Source organism: Thiorhodococcus mannitoliphagus (assembly GCF_010915725.1).
GTDB classification, from domain to species: Bacteria; Pseudomonadota; Gammaproteobacteria; order Chromatiales; family Chromatiaceae; genus Thiorhodococcus; species Thiorhodococcus mannitoliphagus.
The window spans coordinates 21,247-41,737 of the sequence record NZ_JAAIJR010000044.1 but is presented as its reverse complement, the minus strand read 5'-3'; the positions used below and the strand labels follow the sequence as shown (position 1 = coordinate 41,737).

Sequence of the window (20,491 nt, the reverse complement as noted above, 5' to 3'; positions counted from 1 at the left end):
CGTCCAGGCTTCAGGGGCGAACGGCTTCCCGGGCTCTCTTCATAAACTCCGTTTATCACTCCTCCTTATCAATCCCTGAGAACAGAACATACAAGGGGCGAATTCATTCGCCCTCCCGCCAGTGCCAAGGGCGACTAAAGTCGCCCCTACGAGGTTTTTCACACAGCCTCTTAGGTCGACAGGTTCGGTTGATTTCTCAATCGCCGGCCTCGAACGCTCTTGATCCGCTCCCTCACGGCCTTGCGCCTTGTGCGGCGTCATTCGAGCGAGATCCGCAGCGCCGCCGACGCGGCCACGGGCGCGAAGATCGCGGCCATCATGAGGAAGGCCCCGAGCAGCGTGAGATAGGGCTGCGTATCCGTGATGGCGATGTCGCTGACCTGCACCGCCCCAGATCCATAGACGAGGACGGGAATATAGAGCGGCAGGATCAGCAGTGACAAGAGGATGCCTCCCCCGCGTAGGCCCAGTGTTAGGGCCGCGCCGATGGCGCCGATCAGGCTCAGCACAGGTGTGCCCAGCAGCAGCGACAGCATCATGATGCCGATCGCTGTGTCGGACAGATGGTACTGCATGCCGACCAAGGGTGCGATGAGCACCAGCGGCAGCCCGGTGAGGAGCCAGTGGGCCGCAACCTTGGCGAGTACCAGCAGTGATAGCGGCTGGGCAGTTAGCAGCATTTGCTCCAGGGTGCCGTCCTCGTAGTCGGCCGCGAACAGGCGTTCGAGCGCCAGCATGGACGCGAGCAGCGCGGCGACCCAGACGACGCCTGGACCCAGCGTCATCAGCACCTTGCGCTCGGTCCCGACGCCCAGCGGAAAGAGACTGACGACGATCATGAAGAAGAAGAGGGTGGTCAGCACGTCCGTGCGCCGGCGCATCGCCAGCGTCAGGTCGCGCTTGAGCACTGTCCAGAAAACGCGAAACATGGCTGCTCAGGCCCCCAGGTCCAGGCGCTCGACCTGGCCAGAGGTCAAGGGGACTTCCTGGTGGGTGGTCAGCACGGCCATGCCTCCGCCATCCACATGCTCGACGATGAGTTGCTGCAGCAAGGCGACGGCGTCGACGTCCAGGGCCGTAAAGGGCTCGTCGAGCACCCACAGTCGGGCTTTGCTGAGGATGAGTCGGGTCAAGGCGACACGCTTCTTTTGGCCCTGGGAGAGCATGCGTGTGGGCAGATCCTCAAAGCCGCGCAGACCAATGCGTGCGAGTGCCTCCCAAATCGTGGTGCTTGAAACGCGGTCGCCATCGAGCGTTGCGGCGATCGAGAGGTTCTCGATGCCTGTGAGTTCTCCCTTGATGCCGTTGAGGTGGCCGAAATAGAGCAGGTCGCGCCTGTAGTCGTCACCAAGCTCACGGATGGATTCGCCGCGCCAGCGGATCTCACCGGATTCTGGCGTGAACAGCCCGCAGAGGCTGCGCAGCAAGGTGGTCTTGCCGGTGCCGTTGCGCCCACGGACGTGAAGCAGCGTGCCGGGACCAAGCTCGAAGCTGAGGTTGGAGAACAAACGCCGGTCGCCGCGCCGGCATTCGAGCTGATGAGCTTCAAGCATTTTGGCGGGCTTTCACAAGGTGTTTGCAGCCGCTGCCCGATCTTGCGGAATCGCTGGCGGAGATCGCGGCGCGAGCGCGGTCGATGCTTGCTTGCCTTTGCGGGGCATGATCGGGGGGCGTCATTGGGGGCGGTACCGGATCATCCAGCAACTGTGAATGCGCGGGTTGCGCGCGAAATCGCGCGGCAGGGTATCCGCTCCGATGTCGACGACATTGAGTGGGGCGAGTCCGTCGGTATCGATGCGGAAGCGACGCAGATTGTTGGAGAAGATCATCATGCCGTCCGGCTCCAGCAGACGGACGGCGGACTTGATCAGGGCGACGTGGTCGCGCTGGATGTCCAGGGTTCCGTACATGCGCTTTGAGGTCGAGAAGCTCGGCGGATCCATGAAAATGAGGTCGTAGCGCCGACGCCCGTTCATCATTTCGATCCAGCGCACGCAATCGGCATGGATGAGTTCGTGCTCGGGATCCTGAACGCCGTTGATCGACAGGTTGCGCGCCGCCCACTCGAGATAGGTGCGCGACATGTCCACCGTGGTGGTCGATGCGGCCCCTCCCTTGGCGGCATGGACGGTGGCGGTGCCGGTATAACCGAAAAGATTGAGAAAGCGTTTGCCTTTGGCAAGGGCCCCGATCAACCGGCGGATCTCGCGATGGTCGAGAAAGAGTCCGGTGTCGAGGTAGTCCTCGAAATTGACCAGGAATTTGTGGCCGTACTCCTCGACCTGACGGAAGTTGCCTGTCTCGGCGAGTCTTTCATACTGCGCCCGTCCCTTCTGTTGGCGCCGCACCTTGAGAAAGACCTGCTCGCCCGGAACCTCGAGCACCTCGGGGATGAGTCCGAGCGCCTCGCGCAGGCGGTGACGGGCCTTCTTGGGGTCCACGCTCGGCGGGGCCGCATACTCCTGGACGTGCACCCAGCGCTTTTCCCCGCCGTAGACGTCGATGGCCAGGGCATACTCTGGAAGGTCCGCGTCATAGACGCGCAGACACTGAATATGCTCTTTCCGTTGCCATTTACTCAGTGCCTTGAGGTTCTTGGTCAGGCGATTGGCGAGCATGAGCGCACCCTCGCTGCGCTCTTCGGGAGGCAGCGGGCGGGGGTGATTGGAGACAAAGAAGCGCGGCTCGACCTTGAAATTGAGCAGCCGGCACTCGATCGGACCGTTGTAGAGCGAGTTCAGCTTGACCGCGCGCAGCCCCATGAATTTCCCAAGCTCGGGGTCGGCGGTGAAGACTGCGGCGCTCCAGCCGACGAAACGCTCTTTGATCACCGCGCCCAGGCGTCCGTAGAGTGCTGGAAGGTCTTCATTGGCGCCTAGGCGCTCGCCATAGGGTGGGTTGACGACGACCAAGCCTTCGTCTTCCGCCTTGCCTGGTCGGCAGTCGGCCAGCTCGCGGCGCTCGAAATGGGCCAGTCCCGCGAGACCAGCGCGCTCCAGGTGGTGCAGTGAGGCGCGAACCGCGTTGGGATTGACATCATAGCCGCGCATCGAGCCCAGGCGTCGGATGCCGGCGTCGCGGCGAATCCGTGCCTCGCTCAGCAGCCGCTGCCAGACCTGCTCGTCATGCTGGCTCCAGCCATGGAAGCCGAAGCGCTCACGCAAGAGGCCGGGGGCGATGTCGGCGGCGAGGAGTGCGCCCTCGATGACCAGGGTGCCCGAGCCGCACATGGGGTCGAGCAGTGCACCCCCTTCGGCCGCGATCTCCGGCCAGCCGGAGCGCATGAGGATTGCCGCTGCCAGGTTTTCCTTGAGCGGTGCCGCAGAGCCCTGATCGCGGTAGCCGCGCTCGTGGAGCGAGTTTCCCGAGAGGTCGATGCTGATACCGGCCTGGCCTTGCTGACCGTAGACGTGCACCCTGAAATCCGGGTTGCGGATGTCGACGTTGGGGCGTCTCCCCATGCGGCTCTGGAAGCGATCCGCGATCGCGTCCTTGACCTTGAGTACGGCGAATTGGCGGTTGTTGATCCCCGCGAGATTACCGTCAAATTGAATCGCAAAGGTTTGGTCTGGCGTCAGGTGATCTTCCCAGTGGATGTCGTTTGCAATGGCATAGAGCTCGTCAGGATCGCTCACCGGCAGCTGGGCAATGGGCAGCAGGATGCGGCTGGCGATGCGTGACCAGAGACAGGCGCGGTAGCCATCCTCAAGGCTGCCCGCGAAACGGGCGCCGCCGCGGGTTTCCGTGGCTTCCGCCATCCCCAGTCGCGACAGTTCTTCCGCGAGGAGGCTGCCCATGTGCTTTGGGGCTGAGGCGAAGAAGATGTGCTCGGACATGCGGTTTATTGCTGAGGCAGGCTGGATGCTGAGTTGTCGGCGGAAGGGTCTAGCTGCCGAGGTGCGCTGACGGACGGCCCGGGCGGGGAATTCGGATGAACGGCGAGGGAAAACCGATCAGACTCTGAGCGAGACCATGCGGTCCTGCCCTGTCTATTCCTTCTTCATCATTCCCGCCAGCCCCTCGAAGGGGTTGAAGGTGGTTTGCTTGCTGGCGCCTTTTTGTCCCTTGCCGCCCCCGGACGCGAGCGAGGCCAGATGCTCCTCGTACTTCTGGTGCTCGTTGTCGTGGCAGTAGATGCACAGCAGCTCCCAGTTGCTTCCGTCCGGCGGATTGTTGTCGTGGTCCATGTCCTTATGATGGACCGTCAGCTCACGGAGATTCTCTCGCGTGAAGGCGCGCGTACAGCGCCCGCAGACCCAGGGATAGAGCTTGAGGGCTTGCTCGCGATAGCCGGCGGCTCGCTCGTCGCTCGCTTTTCGGGCCTGTGCGACGACGCGGTCGAGCTTGCCGGTGTCGATCACCTTCCCGGTCTTGGCATGGCGTGGGCCATCGCTCTGTGCCATGAGTCGCATCCTCATCTCGGGGGTCACTAAGGCGGTGCCGGGGTTCAGCTGATTTGGCTCGACCGGCTCACTGGACGAATATCTGGTGCGCGAGGGGGGACTTGAACCCCCACGGATTACTCCACTGGAACCTAAATCCAGCGCGTCTACCAATTCCGCCACCCGCGCAATCCGCGCATTTTAGCGCGCTTCGGGGCAAAGCGGTATCGCAACGATGACAAAGCCGCGAGGCGCCCGAAGGCGCCTCGCGTTTAGGACCGAGCTGGACTCGGGTGTTAGGGCTTGACGACGGTCAGGCCGACGCTGACCCAGTCCTGCATGCCGCCGCGGTACCATTTGAGCTTGTGGACCGGATAGCCGATGCCAACCAGTGTGTGGATGTTGATCGAAGACTGACCGCACCAGATGCCATTGCAGAAGAGAATCAGCGTCTTGGCCTGACTGAAGTCCCAGCCCTGGCCGTCGGCAGTGCGATCAACGCCGAATTCGTCCTCGAGGATGTGATGAAAGCTGTCGGCCTCCGATGGTGTTTCGAAGGTGCCGGCCGAATCGCGATTGATCTTGTTCCAGGGGATGTTGACAGCGCCGGGGATGGTTCCCCGCATCACCCAATCCGGGGTGCGGGAGTCGATGATCATGAGGTCGCTCTCACCCTCAGCCATGCGCTTGAGGTAGCCGAGCAGTTCAAGTTCGCCGACGGTCTCGACACCAGCGACGACTTCCATGGGCTGGACGCAGAAGGGGGGGCAGCCTCTGTCCGTTTTCTGGAAGATCTCCGGGAGCGTCGCGTCGCGATCGTGTCCGCGCTGGATGGTCACCGGCTTGCCGTTGTGCATGACCTCGACGCTTTCGATATCAGGCGTGATCTTGTTATCGGTGGCGACGGCGGCCATCGGCATGGCAACCCCGAGGACGAGGGCGAAGAGGGTCTTGGATGCGGCTCTCTGTCTCATTTTGTAATTCTCCTGAGCAAGCGATAACGAGGGTCTATTGCTTCATGGTGACGTAGGACGGGAAGCCTGCATCCTTCTCGCGCATTGCCTGCTCGTAGCCCAGCTCACCTTGATGCTGTGCCTTCTTGGCGAGTGCGATCGACTCCTCGAACTTTCCTGACTTCGCCAAGCTATCGGCCTCCTTGATCAGCTCTGCGGTGTCGCGCCATTCACCACCGACTGAGTCGGCTTTCTCGCGGGCCTTCTCGGCAGCCTCGATTGCCTCCTCGGCGCGCTGACTCATGGCGACATCCGCATGCTCCTTGCTCGTCGCCTGCTCGTAGGCGTAGGTATCTTGCATGCGTGCCTTGGTGGCGATCTCCTTCGCCTTGGTGAACTGGCGCGACGGCATGAGCTTCTCGGCGCGCTCGATCATCTGCTGGGTGTCGCTCGAGGCAGCGTCGGCCTCTTTGGCCTTCTCATGTGCGGCCTTGGCCTCGGCGATGGCCTGCTCTGCTTCGACGCGGTGCGTCGCCCATGCGCTGCCCAACGGCAGTGCGAGCAGTAGGGCGGTGATCAAGGCCCTGTGGAACAGTCTGCGGATCTTCATTGTCTATCAACTCCTCATCGTCTCTATCAGTCAAGCTGATGCGCACTGCCAGTGCGCGCCTCGTTTCGCTTGACGCTGCGGTCTTTCTGCGAGCTACTTGCGTGCGCCTGGGCCGTTCAGCTCGAGACCGTTGTTCATGTAGGTCAAGAAGTACTCCAAGTCGCGATATTCTTCGCCCTGTGGCTTGAACGCCTTGGCCCGGACTTGCTTGTTACAGCCCGAGAAGCGACGGTGCAGCGTGCCCATTTCGCCCCACTTGGAGCGATAGACTGGAAAATGGGTTGTATGCCCATAGGCGGGACTGAGGATCTCGGTGCGCAGGGTGGTGCCAGAGTTGCCCAGGTGGCAATGCGCGCAAGAGAAGTTCAGCTGCCCGCGGCGGGCGAAATAGAATTGCTTGCCGCGCTCATAGGCCTCCAGTGCGCGCGGGTCGTCTTCCGGAATCTCCACGTTGGTGATCTGTCCGCGAGACTCGTAGGCGATGTAGGCGACCAGGTCGGCGATGGGGCCCTTGGCATATTTGAGTGGCTCCTCCCCATTCGCCTTGCGGCATTCGTTGATCGCTAGCGGTAAAGTCACCACCATGCCGCGGTCGCGGTCCCAGTAAGGATATTTTCCCTCGATTGCTGGTCCGTCCGGAAAGCAGTCTTTGTAGGTCTTGCCGTTCGCGAACGCCGTTTCCCACATCTCCTCGCCATTGCTCAAAGCGTTCTCGTAGGGGGGGAACTCCTCGATCGCCTCCCAGTTTTCCCGACCCACAGGGTCGATGGCGTAGGCGCCGTTCACGAAATCGTTTTCGGGGACATTCGGGAACCGCGTCTTGAAATAGGTCTGGAAGGTTTCCTTGTCCTGTTCAGGTGTCGCCACGGCCAATGGCAATGCCAGGGAACAGGCTAGACTGGCGGCGATGAGTGTGATGGTCTTGGTTGTCATGACGTTGGCTGTCTCAGGTGGTGGTCTCTAGACAGGCAGTCGCGGAACGGACTGCCGACAGACGGAGCAAGCCCCGGTTAGCACGCAGCGCATGGGCGATGGAAGTCGCCCCTCGCACAGGTGTCGAACACAAAGGGCGTCAGCGCGGGTCTAGAGTGACCAGATGTACTCGACGACGTCCTTGAACTCTTTGTCCGTGAGGATCTCGTGCTTACCGAAAGGCGGCATGACAGCCTCCGGGTTTTTCACTGTGGGATCCCAGATCTGCCGCGCGAGCTCCTGCTTGGAGGGGAAGCGCGTCTGCATGGCGATCAAAACCGGGCCGATTGAGCCAGGGCTTTCAGCCCCAGCCATGACGTGGCAGGCGACACAGTTACCCTTAGCGCGGTCGTTTGCCACAATCTTGCCGGACGCTGCGTCTCCGTTCAGCTGGGTGTCTGGCGGCATTTCAGCGAGTGCCGAGCCTGCCAACAGCGCCGAGACGCCCAGCGACAGCGCAACGAGGCATTGCTTGGACGTGCGGATAGACAACATATGCGAAACCTCCTCGATCTTCTTTTTGGTTGATTGCCTCAGCCTCACGCGAATGTCAAGCGAGGCGGTGACTGCCTTTCTCTGTGTGGCTCGCGGCCTCCCTCGGGTGATGGACTGCGTCCGCATCGGCCACGCCAGGTGCTGAATCCTAGCACGGGCACGGATGTGCGGATCGAGTCTCGCGGTGAGGGCGGAGCGGTTAGGATAGTGTCCACGCTGAGCAGCCAGGGCTGCAGCCGATCGGTTGGGAAACAGGTGACTTGGCCGAACATTCTTGCCGGTGTGCCAGCCCCAGCCACCTGACGACGAGAGAAAACCCATAACACCAGCTCCGCTGAGGAGCACATCGGAGGAATTTCAGTCAATGTCTCTATCCCGACGCGAATTCATCAGACTCATGAGCTTGGCCGGAGCCGCCGGAATGCTTCCCATGTCCGCACTCGCGGCACAGAAGAAGCCGTCCGATCTCTACGAGGTTCCCAAGTTCGGCAACCTGCGGCTGCTCCACATCACGGACACGCATGCCCAGCTCAACCCAATCCGCTTCCGCGAGCCAAACGTGAACATAGGGATTGGCCCGGCCTCGGGCAAGCCACCCCATCTCGTTGGCGAGCACTTACTGAAGCACTTCGGTATCGCGCCTGGTGGTATTGAGTCGCATGCCCTCACCTACCTCGACTATGTGGAGGGCGCGGAGAAGTTCGGCTCCGTGGGCGGCTTCGCGCACCTCAAGACGCTGGTCGATCGTCTGCGCGCGGGGGCCGGCGACGGCAACAGCCTGCTGCTTGATGGCGGGGATACCTGGCAGGGCTCGGGCACGGCCTACTGGACGCGCGGCATGGATATGGTTGGTGCCTGCAATTTGCTGGGCGTCGACGTCATGACTGGACACTGGGAGTTCACCTATCGCGACGACGAGGTCATCCGCAATATCGACGCCTTCAAGGGCGATTTCGTCGCCCAGAACGTGAAGGTGCGCGAGGAGGCCCTCTTCGACTACCGATTCGAGGACTTCGCTGGCTTCGATGAGGACCGTGGGCTGGCGTTCGAGCCCTACACCATCAAGGAGATCGGCGGCGTCAAGGTCGCCATCATCGGCCAGGCCTTCCCTTACACCCCGATCGCGAACCCGCAGCGCTTCATCCCGGACTGGACCTTCGGTATCCAGGACGGGCGCATGCAGGAGATCATCGACGAGGTTCGCGAGCAGGAGAATCCGGCGCTGGTCGTGGTGCTCTCGCACAACGGCATGGATGTCGATCTGAAGATGGCCTCGCGCGTCACCGGCATCGACGTCATCTTCGGCGGTCACACCCATGACGGGGTGCCGGCACCCAGCGTGGTGGAGAACTCAGGCGGCAAGACGCTGGTCACCAACGCCGGTTCGAACGGTAAATTCGTCGGCGTCATGGATCTCGACGTCAAGGACGGCAAGCTGCGCGACTACCGCTATCGGCTCCTGCCCGTCTTCTCCAATCTGCTCGAGCCGGATGCGGCCATGGTCGATTACATCACCGGCGTGCGTGCGCCCTACAAGGACAAGCTGGAAGAGAAGCTGGCGACCGCTGACGACCTGCTCTATCGGCGCGGCAACTTCAACGGCACCTTCGACCAAGTCATCTGCGACGCGCTGCTCAAGGTCCACGATGCCCAGATCAGCCTCTCGCCCGGTTTCCGCTGGGGCACGACCGTCCTGCCCGGGCAGCCCATCACCATGGACAATGTAATGGACCAAACCTGTATCACCTACCCAGAGACCTACAGGCGCGAGATGAGGGGTGCCGACGTCAAGGCCATCCTAGAGGACGTCTGCGACAACCTCTTCAATCCGGATCCCTACGTTCAGCAGGGCGGCGACATGGTTCGGCTGGGGGGGCTCAACTACGTCTGTGATCCGACCGCGGGCATTGGGGAGCGGATTCAGGACATGACACTTGATGACGGGACCAAGATCGAGCCGGACAAGACTTATGTGGTGGCCGGTTGGGCCACGGTCGGCAGCCAATCGCCGGGTGAGCCGATTTGGGAGACGGTCGCGACCTACCTCCGCGACGTCAAGACGGTGAAGATCACCCGGCTCAATACTCCCAAGCTCAAGAACGTCTCGGGAAATGCTGGAATCGCCGACTATCCTGTAAGCGTCTGACCGCAATGGAGCCCTCAGCTTCCCCGCTGGGGGCTCTTTCCAGGTCTGCGTAACCGCTGGAGCTGAAAATAAGCAGGGGGCCATCTGGCCCCCTGCTTTTTACCCTTTCACCGACAGGCAGTGAGCGGCCTCACCTCCTGTCGGCTGGCTCCCTCGATGGCTGCCTCAATGTGCGGTAGCGCCCTCGGCGCCAATTCCTGTCTCACAGCGAACCTTCTGTGCCTCGAAGGCGATACGCTCCTGCTTGGCACGCTCTGAGTTGTCCGTGAGGGACGCGATCCAGATGAAGGCGAAGGCCAGCGGCATGGAGATGATCGCAGGGTTGTTGAGCGAGATGAGCCCAACCGCCACCTCCTTTCCATCGACCATGGCCGTATGTCCCAGCACGTCGCCCCAGACCGCCTTGGATAGGATGGTCAGCACGACGGCCGAGATCAGTCCGACGAAGCCGCCGACCAGTGCGCCGCGCGTGGTCATCTTGCTCCAGAAGATCGAGGCGGCCAGGACCGGGAAGTTGGCGCTCGCCGCGATGGCGAAGGCGAGGCCGACCATGAAGGCAACGTTCTGGGTCTCGAAGGCGATACCCAGGCCGATGGCGACCAAGCCCAGCATGAAGGTCGCGATCTTGGACACGCGGATCTCGGTCTTCTCATTGCTCCGTCCGCGCGCGATGACGCTGGCGTAGAGATCATGCGAGATGGCGGACGCACCGGCCAGCGTCAGCCCCGAGACGACGGCCAGGATGGTGGCGAAGGCGACGGCCGAGATGAAGCCGAGGAAGAGATTTCCGCCCACGGCTTCGGCGAGGCGGATGGCCACCATGTTGGTCCCTCCGTTCAGACCGGTAATGAGCTGCCCTTTGATGATGCTGCCGTCCGCGGCGATGGCTTCGGGCTTGTAGAACTCGGGATGTTGGAGCAGCAGCACGATGGCCGCGAAGCCGATGATGAAGGTCAGAATGTAGAAGTAGCCGATGAAACCCGTCGCGTAGAAGACCGATTTCCGCGCCTCTTTGGCATCCGGCACGGTAAAGAAGCGCATCAGGATGTGCGGCAGGCCGGCGGTTCCGAACATCAGCGCCAGTCCCAGCGAGATGGCGTTGACCGGGTCGGTGACGAGCGAGCCGGGCGACATGATGGCCGCGCCCTTCGGGTGCACCTCGACGGCCTGGCGGAACATCTCCTCGGGCGAGAAGCCGAAGGCGGCGAGCGCCGCGATGGCCATGAAGGTGGCGCCAGACAGCAGCAGGACGGCCTTGATGATCTGCACCCAGGTGGTTGCGGTCATGCCGCCGAAGATGACGTAGACCATCATGAGGCCGCCGACGATGACCACGGCGATCCAATAGTCCAAGCCGAAGAGCAGCTGGATCAGCTTGCCGGCGCCTACCATCTGGGCGATCAGGTAGAAGGCGACCACGACCAGCGAGGAGATGGCCGCCATGGTGCGGATCTCGGTCTGACCGAAGCGGTAGGAACTGACATCGGCGAAGGTGAATTTGCCCAGGTTACGGATCTGCTCGGCGATGAGGAACATGATCACTGGCCAGCCGACCAGGAAGCCGATGGAATAGATGAGGCCGTCGTAGCCGGAGGCGAACACCAGTCCGGAGATACCCAGGAAGGAGGCCGCCGACATGAAGTCGCCGGCGATGGCAAGGCCGTTTTGGAGTCCGGTGATGCCGCCGCCGGCGGTGTAGAAGTCCTTCGCGGAGCGGGTGCGCTTGGCCGCCCAGTAGGTGATGCCCATGGTGCCGGCGACGAAGGCCAGGAACATGTAGATGGCGGTGTAGTTGGTGGCCTGCCGCTCGACAGCGCCCGTTAGCGCCGGCGCGGCCATGAGCATGAAGGGGGTGAGCAGGGCGAAGAGCACCCACCAGGTCGCGTAGCGCCTCATTGCTGCTCCTCCCGGACGGTCTTGGTCAAGGCATCGAACTTGCTGTTGGCCTTGGCGACATAGATGCCGGTCAGGATGAAGGCGGTGATGATGATGAGAACACCGATCGGCATCCCGATGGTGGTGGTCGCGCCTTCCGCGATGGGCGTTCCCAGCCAGGAGGGGGCGAAGGCGATCGTCAGGATGAAGCCATAGTAGATGGCCAGGATGATGATCGTCAGCAGCCAGGCGAATCGCTTGCGCGAGCGCACGAGTTCCTGGTAGTGCGGGTTTGCCTTGATGGCATCGACCGACTCTTGTTGCATGGAGTTTCCTTCGGTTGGTTGGGAGCAGTTGATGAGCGCGGAGTTCCAGCAGTCGCCTGCGGGGCCGTCTTCGCTCTTGGGCAATGCGCACGCCGCTGGCGCCCAAGTCCAAGGCTGGCAGGGCGTGTCTCTTGTTGCTGTGTGGTCGGCGCGCGTGCGGGACGTCGGAGCGCCAGGGATTCTTTAGCGCGGGATGATGAGCGTCAATTCTGCGCGCATGAATTTTTTCAATGTCCTGGATTGCTTTTTGTCTGGCATGGGCGTCGCGTCTCCCAACTTTGCTGTTTGCAGGGTCATGTCCTCGAGCGCGTGATGGTGAGCTGCTATCCCGCCGCCGAACTCAATGCCCTCGGTCACGACTCCCTGCTGCGCGCTCGCTCAATAGCGCCATGAGCTCGTGCTCAGGGACGGCTGGGCTGAAGAGGAATCCCTGGTAGCTCAGACAGCCCTCTTTGCGCAAGAAGTCGCGCTGACCCTCTTGCTCGACGCCTTCGGCGACCGTCTTGAGTCCGAGCGTGCGTCCGAGTGAGATGATGGCGGCGCAGATCGCTGCGTCCTCCTCCTTGGTATCGCACTCGCTCACGAAGGAGCGATCGAGCTTGATGGTGTCGATCGGAAAGCGTTTGAGATAGCTCAGCGATGAGTAGCCGGTGCCGAAGTCGTCGAGCGCGATCTCCAGCCCCAGCCCCTTGAGCGCCTGCAGGGTCTCGATGCATTGCGCGGTATCGCGGGCGAGGACGGTCTCGGTGATCTCCAGCTCGAGGCTGTTCGCGGGCTGTCCCTCTTCGGCCAGGATGCGGGCCACCGTCTCCGCGAAGCCGGCGTGCAGGAACTGCCGTCCGGAGACGTTCACCGCCACTCGGGGCGGGCGCAGCCCCTTGGTCTGCCAAGCGCGGTGCTGGCGGCACACCTGGCGAATCACCCATTCGCCGACCGCATCGATCAGCCCGACTTCCTCGAGGATCGGGATAAAGATCGCGGGGCTGACCAAGCCTTTCGCGGGATGCCGCCAACGCAGCAGTGCCTCGAGTCCCATGAGTTCGTCCGAGTCGATCATCAGCTGCGGCTGATAGAAGACCTCGAATTCTTCACGCTCCAGCGCATCGCGCAGGTCGTTCTCGCAATCCAGGCGCTCGGACAGCTGGTGGGCCAGTTCCGGAGTGAAGAAACGGCTGGTATTACGCCCCGCGTGCTTCGCCTGGTAGAGCGCGAGATCCGCGTTGCGGATCAGCAGTTCGGCGCTGTCTCCCCCATCGGGATAGACGGCCACGCCGATGCTGGCGGGCGAGCGCACCGGGCGATCACCCAGGAGGTGCGGCTGTGCGAGGACTTCGACGATGTGCTGCGCCTTCTGCGCGACCGCTTGTTCACCTTCCACTCCGAGCAGGGCGATGACGAACTCGTCCCCGCCCCAGCGTGCGAGCAGATCGTCACTGCGGATGCACTCGCGCAGCCGCCCGGCGACCGCGTGCAGCAGCTGGTCCCCGGCACCATGTCCCAGGGTGTCGTTGATGGTCTTGAAGCGGTCGAGATCAAGGAAGAGGACCGCGGCCTGTCGCGGCGAATCCGTCATCAGATAGAAGGAGAGTCCCTGACGGAAATGGTTGCGGTTGGAGACCCCGGTCAGTGAGTCGTAGTGGGCCAGCTGATGCAGTCGGCGTTGGATTTCACGCTGACGGGTGGCGTCGCGCACGTGCAGCGTGAACTCGGGACGTGGCCCCACGAGCACCTGGCTGACGCTCAGTTCGGCCGGAAAGGTCTCGCCGTCGACCCGCTGCAGGATGGTCTGGGTGCGCTGATCGAGCAGGAAGCGTCCGTCATCGACGAAACCGCGCGCGAGTGCCTGCTCGAAGGCGTCCCTGCGCTCGGGGGGGATCATGATGTCCACCAGTGCGCGGCCCAGAGCGCTGCGCTTGGAGCAACCGAAGGTGCGCGTCGCCGCCGGATTGAGTTCCAGCACGCGCCCCCGTCGATCGATGGTGATGATGCAATCGAGCACCGCATCCAAGATCGCGCTCTTGCGACTCTCGCTCGCGGTCAATGCCTGAAGTAGGTCCTCGCGTCGATGGATCTCCTCCTTGACCCGCTGCAGGACGTGGTTGTATTGACGCGCGATCTGGCCGACCTCGGTATTGGGCTCGGCGGTGACCGGTTGCGAGAAGTCGCCGCGTCGGCGCTGCTGATCCATCTCCCCAAGGAGTTCAAGGATTTCGGTGCTGGCGCCATGCTCGGCGACGTTGAGTCCGACCCGTTCGGACTCGGGATCGACCCGCAATGCGTAGACACGGTCGATGACCCAGAGCGCCGCCATGCTGACGAGGAAGGCGTAGGCGCCGATGCTCAGGATACCCAGCGCCTGCACCCAGAATTGCTGGGTGCGATCGCCGGTTAGCGTGAAGGCGCTTTCCGGGGCAAAGAGCGCGACCGCGATGGTGCCCCAGATCCCCGCGAAGAGGTGGGCCGGGATGGCACCCACGGCATCGTCGATGCGCAGCTGCTCCAGCCAGCGCGTTCCCAACACCACCAGGAGGCCGGCAACGGCTCCGATGAGTACGGCCAGCGCCGGCTCCTGGAGGTGGCAGGAAGCCGTGATCCCGACCAGGCCGCCGATGACCCCATTGAGTAGATCCAGCGCGACTGCATAGCCGCGTCGGGCGTAGCTGAACGCCATGGCGGCAACCCCGCCTCCGGCCGCGGCGAGAAAGGTGTTGAGGAGGATGAGGGGGACCTGTGCATTGAGCGCCAGGGTGCTGCCGCCATTGAAGCCGAACCAGCCGAACCAGAGGAGGATGACTCCGAGCGCTGCCAAGGGCAGATTGCCGCCCTGGATGGACGATCGGCCGGCCGTGTCGAAACGCCCTTGGCGCGGCCCGAGCCGCAGCACGGCGGCCAGCGAGACCCAGCCGCCGACCGAGTGGACGACCGTTGAGCCGGCGAAGTCGATGAAGCCCAGCCGCGCCAGCCAACCCTCGGGCTCAGCGTCCGGGGTGCCGCCCCAGGCCCAGTGGCCTGTGATCGGATAGATCAGGGCGACCATCATGACGGCGGTCAGACCATAGGCCAGGAAACGCATCCGCTCCGCCACCGCGCCGGAGACGATGGTCGCCGAGGTGCTGCAAAACATCGCTTGGAAGACGAAGAAGCTCAGCGTCCAGGGCGAGGTGTCGGCGCCGAGCAGGAATCCGCTGGTGCCGACCCAGCCGCCATAGGTCGGACCGAACATCAGCGCATAGCCGAAGCACCAGAAGATCAGGCCGGACAGGCACAGATCGGTGATGTTCTTGATGGCGACATTGATGCTGTTCTTCGACCGGACCAGCCCGGTCTCGAGACAGAGAAAGCCCGCCTGCATGAGGAAGACTAGAAAGGCGCAAAGCAGGATCCAGGCGATACTTGAGGGGTCGGACATGGTCTGGGCCGAATTCGACGATCGGTGGCCCGCTTATGGTACGTGAAAAGTGCGCCCCAGCGCCTGCTCCTTCTTCCCGCTCTGTGACGCGATCTGTGGAAAACCGGGGCCGTCAGCGGGACGGCTCCGATCGATGGCCTGTGCTGCTCTGCCCAAGCCTTGCGATCGGTCGAGCCCCGTCGGTTCGGGCGTTGTCTATAGCGCCTCAGCTTGACGTTTCGCGTGGAGCGCTGTGCCGTTCCACGCGTAAGGGTTTCGACATCACGTCTCAGGCATAGGCCGGCGCAAAGGCCTTCTCCGGCTCCTCCACGGGGCCATTCTCAGCCCAGTAGGGCGAGAGCTTTCGCAACTGGGCCACGATCGGCGGCACGGCCGCGATGACGCGCTCGACCTCTTCCATGGTGTTGTAGCGCGACAGCGAGAAGCGTGTCGTGCCGTGGGCGGCGGTGTAGGGGATGCCCATGGCGCGCATGACGTGGGAGGGCTCGAGCGATCCGGAGGTGCATGCCGAGCCGCTGGAGGCGGCGATGCCGAGCTTGTTGAGCAGCAGCAGGATGGCCTCGCCCTCGATGTACTCGAAGGCGATGTTGGCGGTGTTGGGCAAGCGGTTGGAGGGATCGCCGGTGACGAAGCTATAGGGCACGGCTTCGATGATGGCCTGCTCCAGCCGATCGCGCATGGCGCGTACGACGGTTTGCTCGTGCTCCATGTGCTCCATGGCCATTTCGCAGGCCTTGCCGAGTGCGATGATGGCGGCGGTGTTCTCGGTCCCGGCGCGTCGGCCGCGCTCCTGGTGGCCGCCGCGCAGCAGTGGACGGAAACGGGTGTTGCGGCGCAGGTAGAGGACGCCGACGCCCTTGGGCGCGTGCAGCTTGTGGCCGGAGAGCGAGAGCATGTCGATCGCGGAATTCTTGAGGTCGATCGGCAGCTTGCCGACCGCTTGCACGGCGTCGGTGTGGAAGAGGACGCCGGCAGCCTTGGCCATCTCCGCCATCTCGAGGACGGGGAAGAGGGTGCCGCTCTCGTTATTGGCCCACATCACGGAGACGATGGCGACCTGGTCCGACAGCAGTTTCCCGTAGGCTTCCAGATCGAGCCGACCCTTGCCGTCGACCTTGAGGTAGTGAACCTTGTAGCCTTCCTTCTCTAGGTGCTCGCAGAGCGCCAAGACCGCCGGGTGCTCGACCACCGTGGTGATGATTTCCTTGCGGTCCGGCTGGGCCTTGAGCGCGGAGAGGATCGCGGTGGAATCGGACTCTGTCCCGCAGGAGGTGAAGACGATCTCGGAGTCGTGCTCGGCGCCGAGCAGCGTCTGGACCTGCTGACGCGCCTTCTTGATGGCGAGCCCGACCTTGTTGCCGAACAAGTGCATGGAGGAAGGATTGCCGAACTGCTCGGTGAAGTAGGGCAGCATGGCCTCGACGACTTCCGGTGCGACCATGGTCGTGGCGTTGTTGTCGAAATAGATTCCTTGAATCCCGGTGTCAGTGGTCATGGCGCTGGTCCCGCTCAAATGCAGATGGTCTGAGTAAGCCCGCAGCGAAGGGAGACCCGGCCGCTGCAGGCTGGCCGCTGGGAGCTGATCGCTCAGCCGTGAGCCCGCTCGGCCCGGGGCATGAGTTCGGCAGGCATGACGCGGACGAATTCGCCCAGCTCGTTGATGATGCATTCCTGGATGCCTTCCAGGGTCACGGCAGCCATCTGACAGCCGGCGCAGGCGCCGGTCATCTTGACGTAGATGTTCTTGCCGTCGACATCGATCAGCTCGACGTCACCGTGGTCGCGCTGCAGATTGGGACGGATGGCGTCGAGCGCCGCCTCGATCTTGCGGATGCGCTGAACACTGGTCATCTTGGCCGTGGGCGTCGGGATCGCAACGGCGACAGGTGCCGGTGCGGATGGCTGGAAAGTCTGACCGGACTCGGCCATGACGCGGGTCAGGATCTCTTCGACACCTTCGTGACAGGCCGAGCAGCCTCCGCCCGCCTTGGTGAAGTTGACGACGTCTTCCACCGTCGTCAGCTTGTTGTTGCGGATGGTCTCTTCGATGAGGACAGAGTCGATGGCGAAGCACTTGCAGATCAGCGCGCCTTCCTCATGGTCGTCCTTCCACTCCTCGCCACGGTAGTTGGCGACGGCGGCTTGCAGGGCCTCGCGGCCCATGACCGAGCAGTGCATCTTCTCGGGGGGCAGGCCGTCGAGGTAGTCGGCGATGTCTTGATTGGTGACCTTGAGGGCCTCGTCCAGCGTCTTGCCCTTGATGATCTCGGTCAGGGCGGAGCTGGAGGCGATGGCGGAGCCGCAGCCGAAGGTCTGGAAGCCGGCGTCCAGGATGACCTCGGTTTCCGGATCGACCTGAAGGCTCAGGCGCAGCGCGTCACCACAGGCCAGCGAGCCGACGTCGCCGACGGCGTTGGCTTCATCCACGGCCCCGGCATTGCGGGGGCTGAAGAAATGTTCTTGGACCTTTTCCGAATACTCCCACATGGCATGTCTCCAGCTGCGTTGGCTTGTGTGCGCACCGATTTCATCGGGCGCATGGCTTAAGTTTTGCTGCACTTCGATGGCGATGAATCTGCAAAGCCTATGCCAGAGGCTGGAATGTAGTAACGGCGCGGATTCATTGACGATCTTCAAGGCGCGGCCAGCTCTTTTGTCGTCTCTGAAACAGGCAATAGCGGTCGTCTGGTGATAAACCCGACAATGAGAGTCCACGAATGGAATTGATCCAGCTCAATCCCGGCGACATGGTGTTCGCCGCCACAGACATCTTCAACGACGGTGGGATTCCGGACATGCCGGAGGAGGCGCTGATCGCCAAGGCTGGAACCCGTGGCGTCATCGTCAACATCGGGCATCTTGAAGAGAACCCAGACAAGGAACTCTTTCTGGTGCGTTTTGAGGGGGAGGATCTCGTCCTCGGCCCCCCGACCGGCTGCTGGGCCGAGGAGCTGAAGGCGGCCGAGGTCGACTCGGCGCAGTGACATTGAGGGCGGAGCAGCGCAGCGCGGTCCAGCGGCGCTGCGGCAGGCGTCTGCAAAGGTGGATTCGCTTGCGCGCATCCACCCACAGAGATCACTCGTCTGAGATCGATACGTCCTTGCCTTGTGACGTCAGCTTGGCCGTCTTGGCGTTGATGTAGTCGAAGGGATCATTCGGATATTCCTCGTAGTGCCGTTCGCCGACGTATTCGAGCAGACCGAGGAAGTGGTAGCGGTAGAGCATGCTTTCGATCCGCAGGATCTGCTCGCCCTTGTCGTAGAGCACCAGCGTCGGCTCATAGGAGATGCCGAGCGTTTCGGCGAGCTGTTTGGGCGTGGTCTTGGTGCCGTCGGGTGCTGTGATGGGCTTGTCGGATTGGTCGTCCAAGCGCACGACAACGAACTTCTCGAGCGCCGCGTTGACACTGGGGTCGCCAAGGTGGCCGTCGTGTAGGTCATCGCAGGCGACGCAGGCGGCGTCCTCGAAGAGGATCGCGAGCGGCTTGTCGGTGACGCTGCTCAGGTCGTCGATGTCTTGAAACTGCGGATGGTCGCGGAAGCTGTAGCTCGGCTGGGTCTTGCGCGTCTCCAGGAATGCGGCGAGCGTTTGCGTCTCGTAGGCCTTGGCCGCGACATAGTCCAGAACGGCTTTGAAGTCTTGCGGATTGCGGTAGCCGTTGATGCGTGCGACCGGATCCTTGGCTTGGTTGAGGAAGATGAGGGTCGGCGTGTAGCTGACGCCGAGCTGCTTGGCGAGTGCCTTCTCCGTCAGCGCTGTCTCCGCATCGAAGGCGACCTCGCGGTCACCATAGACGTTGAGGGCGATGACGTCGAACTTCTCCTGGATGAAGTCGCTGTAGGCCGCGTCTTTGAAGTTCTCCTCGAGCATCTTGTAGCAGTAGGGGCAGCCGTTCATCTCCAGAAAGAGGATGACGTGCTTGTCCGACGCGGCGGCTTCGTCGACATCCTCGGTGATGTCGAGGAAACTCTCCTTGAACCAGGCTGGATGGGTCGACATCTTGCCGCCGCTGACCTTACCCGTGGGGCTGTCGACGGGCGGCGATTCCGCGCGCTCCTGCCCGCTCGCAGGCAGTGCGAACAGGGTGCTCAGGGTGAGTGCGATGAGCCATGGGTGTGGGCTGTGCATGCTGAAAATCCTCCTTCCCCGCGCATCGTTGCCGATGCGTCTCTGATGAATCCTGGATGAGACCGCAGCGGACCGGATCGGTCCCGCGTCAGGGGTGAGTGGTGTCTGACCCTCAATCCATCAAGGCCACGGCCTTGACCTGGGCGTAGACCTCTTGACCGACGCCGAGGTTGAGCCGGTCACGCGAGTGGCGGGTGACGCGTGCGAGCAAGGGGGTCTGCTCTCCGCTGCCGGTACAGAGCTTTACCAGGACCTGGGCGTGCTCGATCTCGCGTATCTCCAGGATGCGTGCGGGCAGGATGTTGAGGATGCTCGAGGTGCCGGGCTCGTCCAGCGCAATGCTGACGTCGCGGGCATGGATACGCACGCGGGCCAGCTCGCCGACCGCGCGTTCGAGGCGCGCGACGGTCAAGCTGCCGCCGGGGATCTCAAGTCGGCTCAGGCGGTAGTCGTCGTCGTGGCTCAGCACCCTGCCGTCGATGATGGAGCTGGCCTCCGCATCTTGCGCGAGCGGCAGGTCCAGTCGGGAGAGGATCTCGGTCGCCGAGCCGCTGGCCTGGATGTGGCCGTCCTGCAGCATGATGATGCGGTCGGCAAGGCGCGCCACCTCGTCCGGCGAGTGGCTGACGTAGAGCACCGGGATCTGCAGGTTGTCGTGCAGGCGTTCCAGGTAGGGCAGGATGTCCTGCTTGCTGGTGTGGTCCAGCGCCGAGAGTGGTTCGTCCATCAGCAGCAGGCTGGGGCTGGTCAGCAGGGCGCGGGCGATGGAGACGCGCTGGCGCTCGCCGCCGGAGAGTCCGGCCGGATCGCGGTCAAGGTGCTTGCGGATGCCGAGCAGGTCGACGACCTCGTCGAATCCGACCTGGCGCTGCTCGGCCGAGATGCGTTTGAGCCCGTACTCCAGGTTGCGGCGGACGGACAGGTGGCTGAAGAGGCTCGCCTCCTGAAAGACATAGCCGATGGGACGGCGATGCGTCTTGAGAAAGATCCCCCGGCTGTCGTCCTGCCAGGCGTCGCCGTCGAGGCGGCAGTGGCCGGCCGCGCGCTCCAGTCCGGCGACGCAGCGCAGCACCGTGGTCTTGCCGCAGCCGGAGCGGCCGAACAGCGCGGTGACGCCGACGCCGGGCGCCTTGAAGGCGACGTCTAGCTTGAAGCCGCCGCGGTCGAGTTTGAAGGCGATATCGAGATCCTTCAT

Annotated in this window: 18 protein-coding genes and 1 tRNA gene; 2 read left to right on the top strand and 17 right to left on the bottom strand. The window is 63.0% G+C overall.

Annotation, left to right across the window (positions count from 1 at the left end):
- Positions 1-257 precede the first annotated feature (257 nt).
- The 9 genes from ccmB to soxX all read right to left on the bottom strand — a co-directional run bounded on the left by ccmB (position 258) and on the right by soxX (position 7,412).
- A complete protein-coding gene (gene ccmB, locus G3480_RS12390; RefSeq protein ID WP_164654202.1) occupies positions 258-929 on the bottom strand; it encodes a heme exporter protein CcmB in 672 nt (223 codons plus the stop codon).
- 6 nt (positions 930-935) lie between these two features.
- Positions 936-1,553: a cytochrome c biogenesis heme-transporting ATPase CcmA gene (gene ccmA, locus G3480_RS12385; protein ID WP_164654201.1), complete on the bottom strand. Its 618-nt coding sequence runs from the start codon at positions 1,551-1,553 to the stop codon at positions 936-938.
- A gap of 120 nt (positions 1,554-1,673) precedes the next feature.
- Entirely contained in the window at positions 1,674-3,836 is a 2,163-nt protein-coding gene (gene rlmKL, locus G3480_RS12380; RefSeq protein ID WP_164654200.1) for a bifunctional 23S rRNA (guanine(2069)-N(7))-methyltransferase RlmK/23S rRNA (guanine(2445)-N(2))-methyltransferase RlmL, read from the bottom strand.
- 153 nt (positions 3,837-3,989) lie between these two features.
- A complete protein-coding gene (locus G3480_RS12375; RefSeq protein WP_206171695.1) occupies positions 3,990-4,403 on the bottom strand; it encodes a YajD family HNH nuclease in 414 nt (137 codons plus the stop codon).
- 83 nt (positions 4,404-4,486) lie between these two features.
- Positions 4,487-4,571 (bottom strand) — tRNA-Leu (locus tag G3480_RS12370).
- Positions 4,572-4,678: 107 nt separating this feature from the next.
- Entirely contained in the window at positions 4,679-5,356 is a 678-nt protein-coding gene (locus tag G3480_RS12365; RefSeq protein WP_164654199.1) for a rhodanese-like domain-containing protein, read from the bottom strand.
- 34 nt (positions 5,357-5,390) lie between these two features.
- Positions 5,391-5,945 carry a hypothetical protein gene (locus tag G3480_RS12360; RefSeq protein ID WP_164654198.1) on the bottom strand — a complete coding sequence of 185 codons (555 nt, stop codon included), beginning with the start codon at positions 5,943-5,945 and terminating at the stop codon, positions 5,391-5,393.
- Between the two features lie 93 nt (positions 5,946-6,038).
- Positions 6,039-6,878, bottom strand: a complete 840-nt coding sequence (soxA, locus tag G3480_RS12355; RefSeq protein ID WP_164654197.1) for a sulfur oxidation c-type cytochrome SoxA — start codon at positions 6,876-6,878, stop codon at positions 6,039-6,041.
- 150 nt (positions 6,879-7,028) lie between these two features.
- On the bottom strand, positions 7,029-7,412 hold the full coding sequence (gene soxX / locus G3480_RS12350; protein WP_164654196.1) for a sulfur oxidation c-type cytochrome SoxX: 384 nt from the start codon (positions 7,410-7,412) through the stop codon (positions 7,029-7,031).
- Positions 7,413-7,776: 364 nt separating this feature from the next.
- Between soxX and soxB the strand changes: the two genes are divergently transcribed.
- Entirely contained in the window at positions 7,777-9,558 is a 1,782-nt protein-coding gene (soxB, locus tag G3480_RS12345) for a thiosulfohydrolase SoxB (protein ID WP_164654195.1), read from the top strand.
- 165 nt (positions 9,559-9,723) lie between these two features.
- Here the strand turns inward: soxB and G3480_RS12340 are convergent, their stop codons facing one another.
- The 6 genes from G3480_RS12340 to nifU form a co-directional block, all read right to left on the bottom strand.
- Positions 9,724-11,454: a cation acetate symporter gene (locus G3480_RS12340; protein WP_164654194.1), complete on the bottom strand. Its 1,731-nt coding sequence runs from the start codon at positions 11,452-11,454 to the stop codon at positions 9,724-9,726.
- Positions 11,451-11,759, bottom strand: coding sequence for a DUF485 domain-containing protein (locus tag G3480_RS12335; RefSeq protein ID WP_164654193.1), 309 nt, complete (start codon positions 11,757-11,759; stop codon positions 11,451-11,453). The genes G3480_RS12340 and G3480_RS12335 overlap by 4 nt, the downstream gene beginning before the upstream one ends.
- A 183-nt stretch (positions 11,760-11,942) precedes the next feature.
- Positions 11,943-12,116: a hypothetical protein gene (locus G3480_RS12330; RefSeq protein WP_164654192.1), complete on the bottom strand. Its 174-nt coding sequence runs from the start codon at positions 12,114-12,116 to the stop codon at positions 11,943-11,945.
- A complete protein-coding gene (gene amt / locus G3480_RS12325; RefSeq protein WP_164654191.1) occupies positions 12,100-15,168 on the bottom strand; it encodes an ammonium transporter in 3,069 nt (1,022 codons plus the stop codon). Before amt ends, G3480_RS12330 begins: the two co-directional genes overlap by 17 nt.
- A 268-nt stretch (positions 15,169-15,436) precedes the next feature.
- A complete protein-coding gene (gene nifS, locus G3480_RS12320) occupies positions 15,437-16,663 on the bottom strand; it encodes a cysteine desulfurase NifS (protein ID WP_164654190.1) in 1,227 nt (408 codons plus the stop codon).
- Positions 16,664-16,755: 92 nt separating this feature from the next.
- Complete coding sequence (gene nifU / locus G3480_RS12315) at positions 16,756-17,655, bottom strand: Fe-S cluster assembly protein NifU (RefSeq protein ID WP_164654189.1); 900 nt, start codon at positions 17,653-17,655, stop codon at positions 16,756-16,758.
- Between the two features lie 230 nt (positions 17,656-17,885).
- Here nifU and G3480_RS12310 point away from each other — a divergent pair, with 230 nt between their 5' ends.
- Positions 17,886-18,152 (top strand): nitrogen fixation protein NifZ, encoded by a 267-nt coding sequence (locus G3480_RS12310; protein WP_164654188.1) that lies wholly within the window; start codon positions 17,886-17,888, stop codon positions 18,150-18,152.
- 91 nt (positions 18,153-18,243) lie between these two features.
- Here G3480_RS12310 and G3480_RS12305 read toward each other — a convergent pair whose 3' ends face one another.
- Together G3480_RS12305 and modC are read right to left on the bottom strand one after the other, a co-directional pair.
- Positions 18,244-19,296 carry a thioredoxin family protein gene (locus tag G3480_RS12305; protein WP_164654187.1) on the bottom strand — a complete coding sequence of 351 codons (1,053 nt, stop codon included), beginning with the start codon at positions 19,294-19,296 and terminating at the stop codon, positions 18,244-18,246.
- Between the two features lie 112 nt (positions 19,297-19,408).
- Positions 19,409-20,491 carry a molybdenum ABC transporter ATP-binding protein gene (modC, locus tag G3480_RS12300; RefSeq protein WP_164654186.1) on the bottom strand — a complete coding sequence of 361 codons (1,083 nt, stop codon included), beginning with the start codon at positions 20,489-20,491 and terminating at the stop codon, positions 19,409-19,411.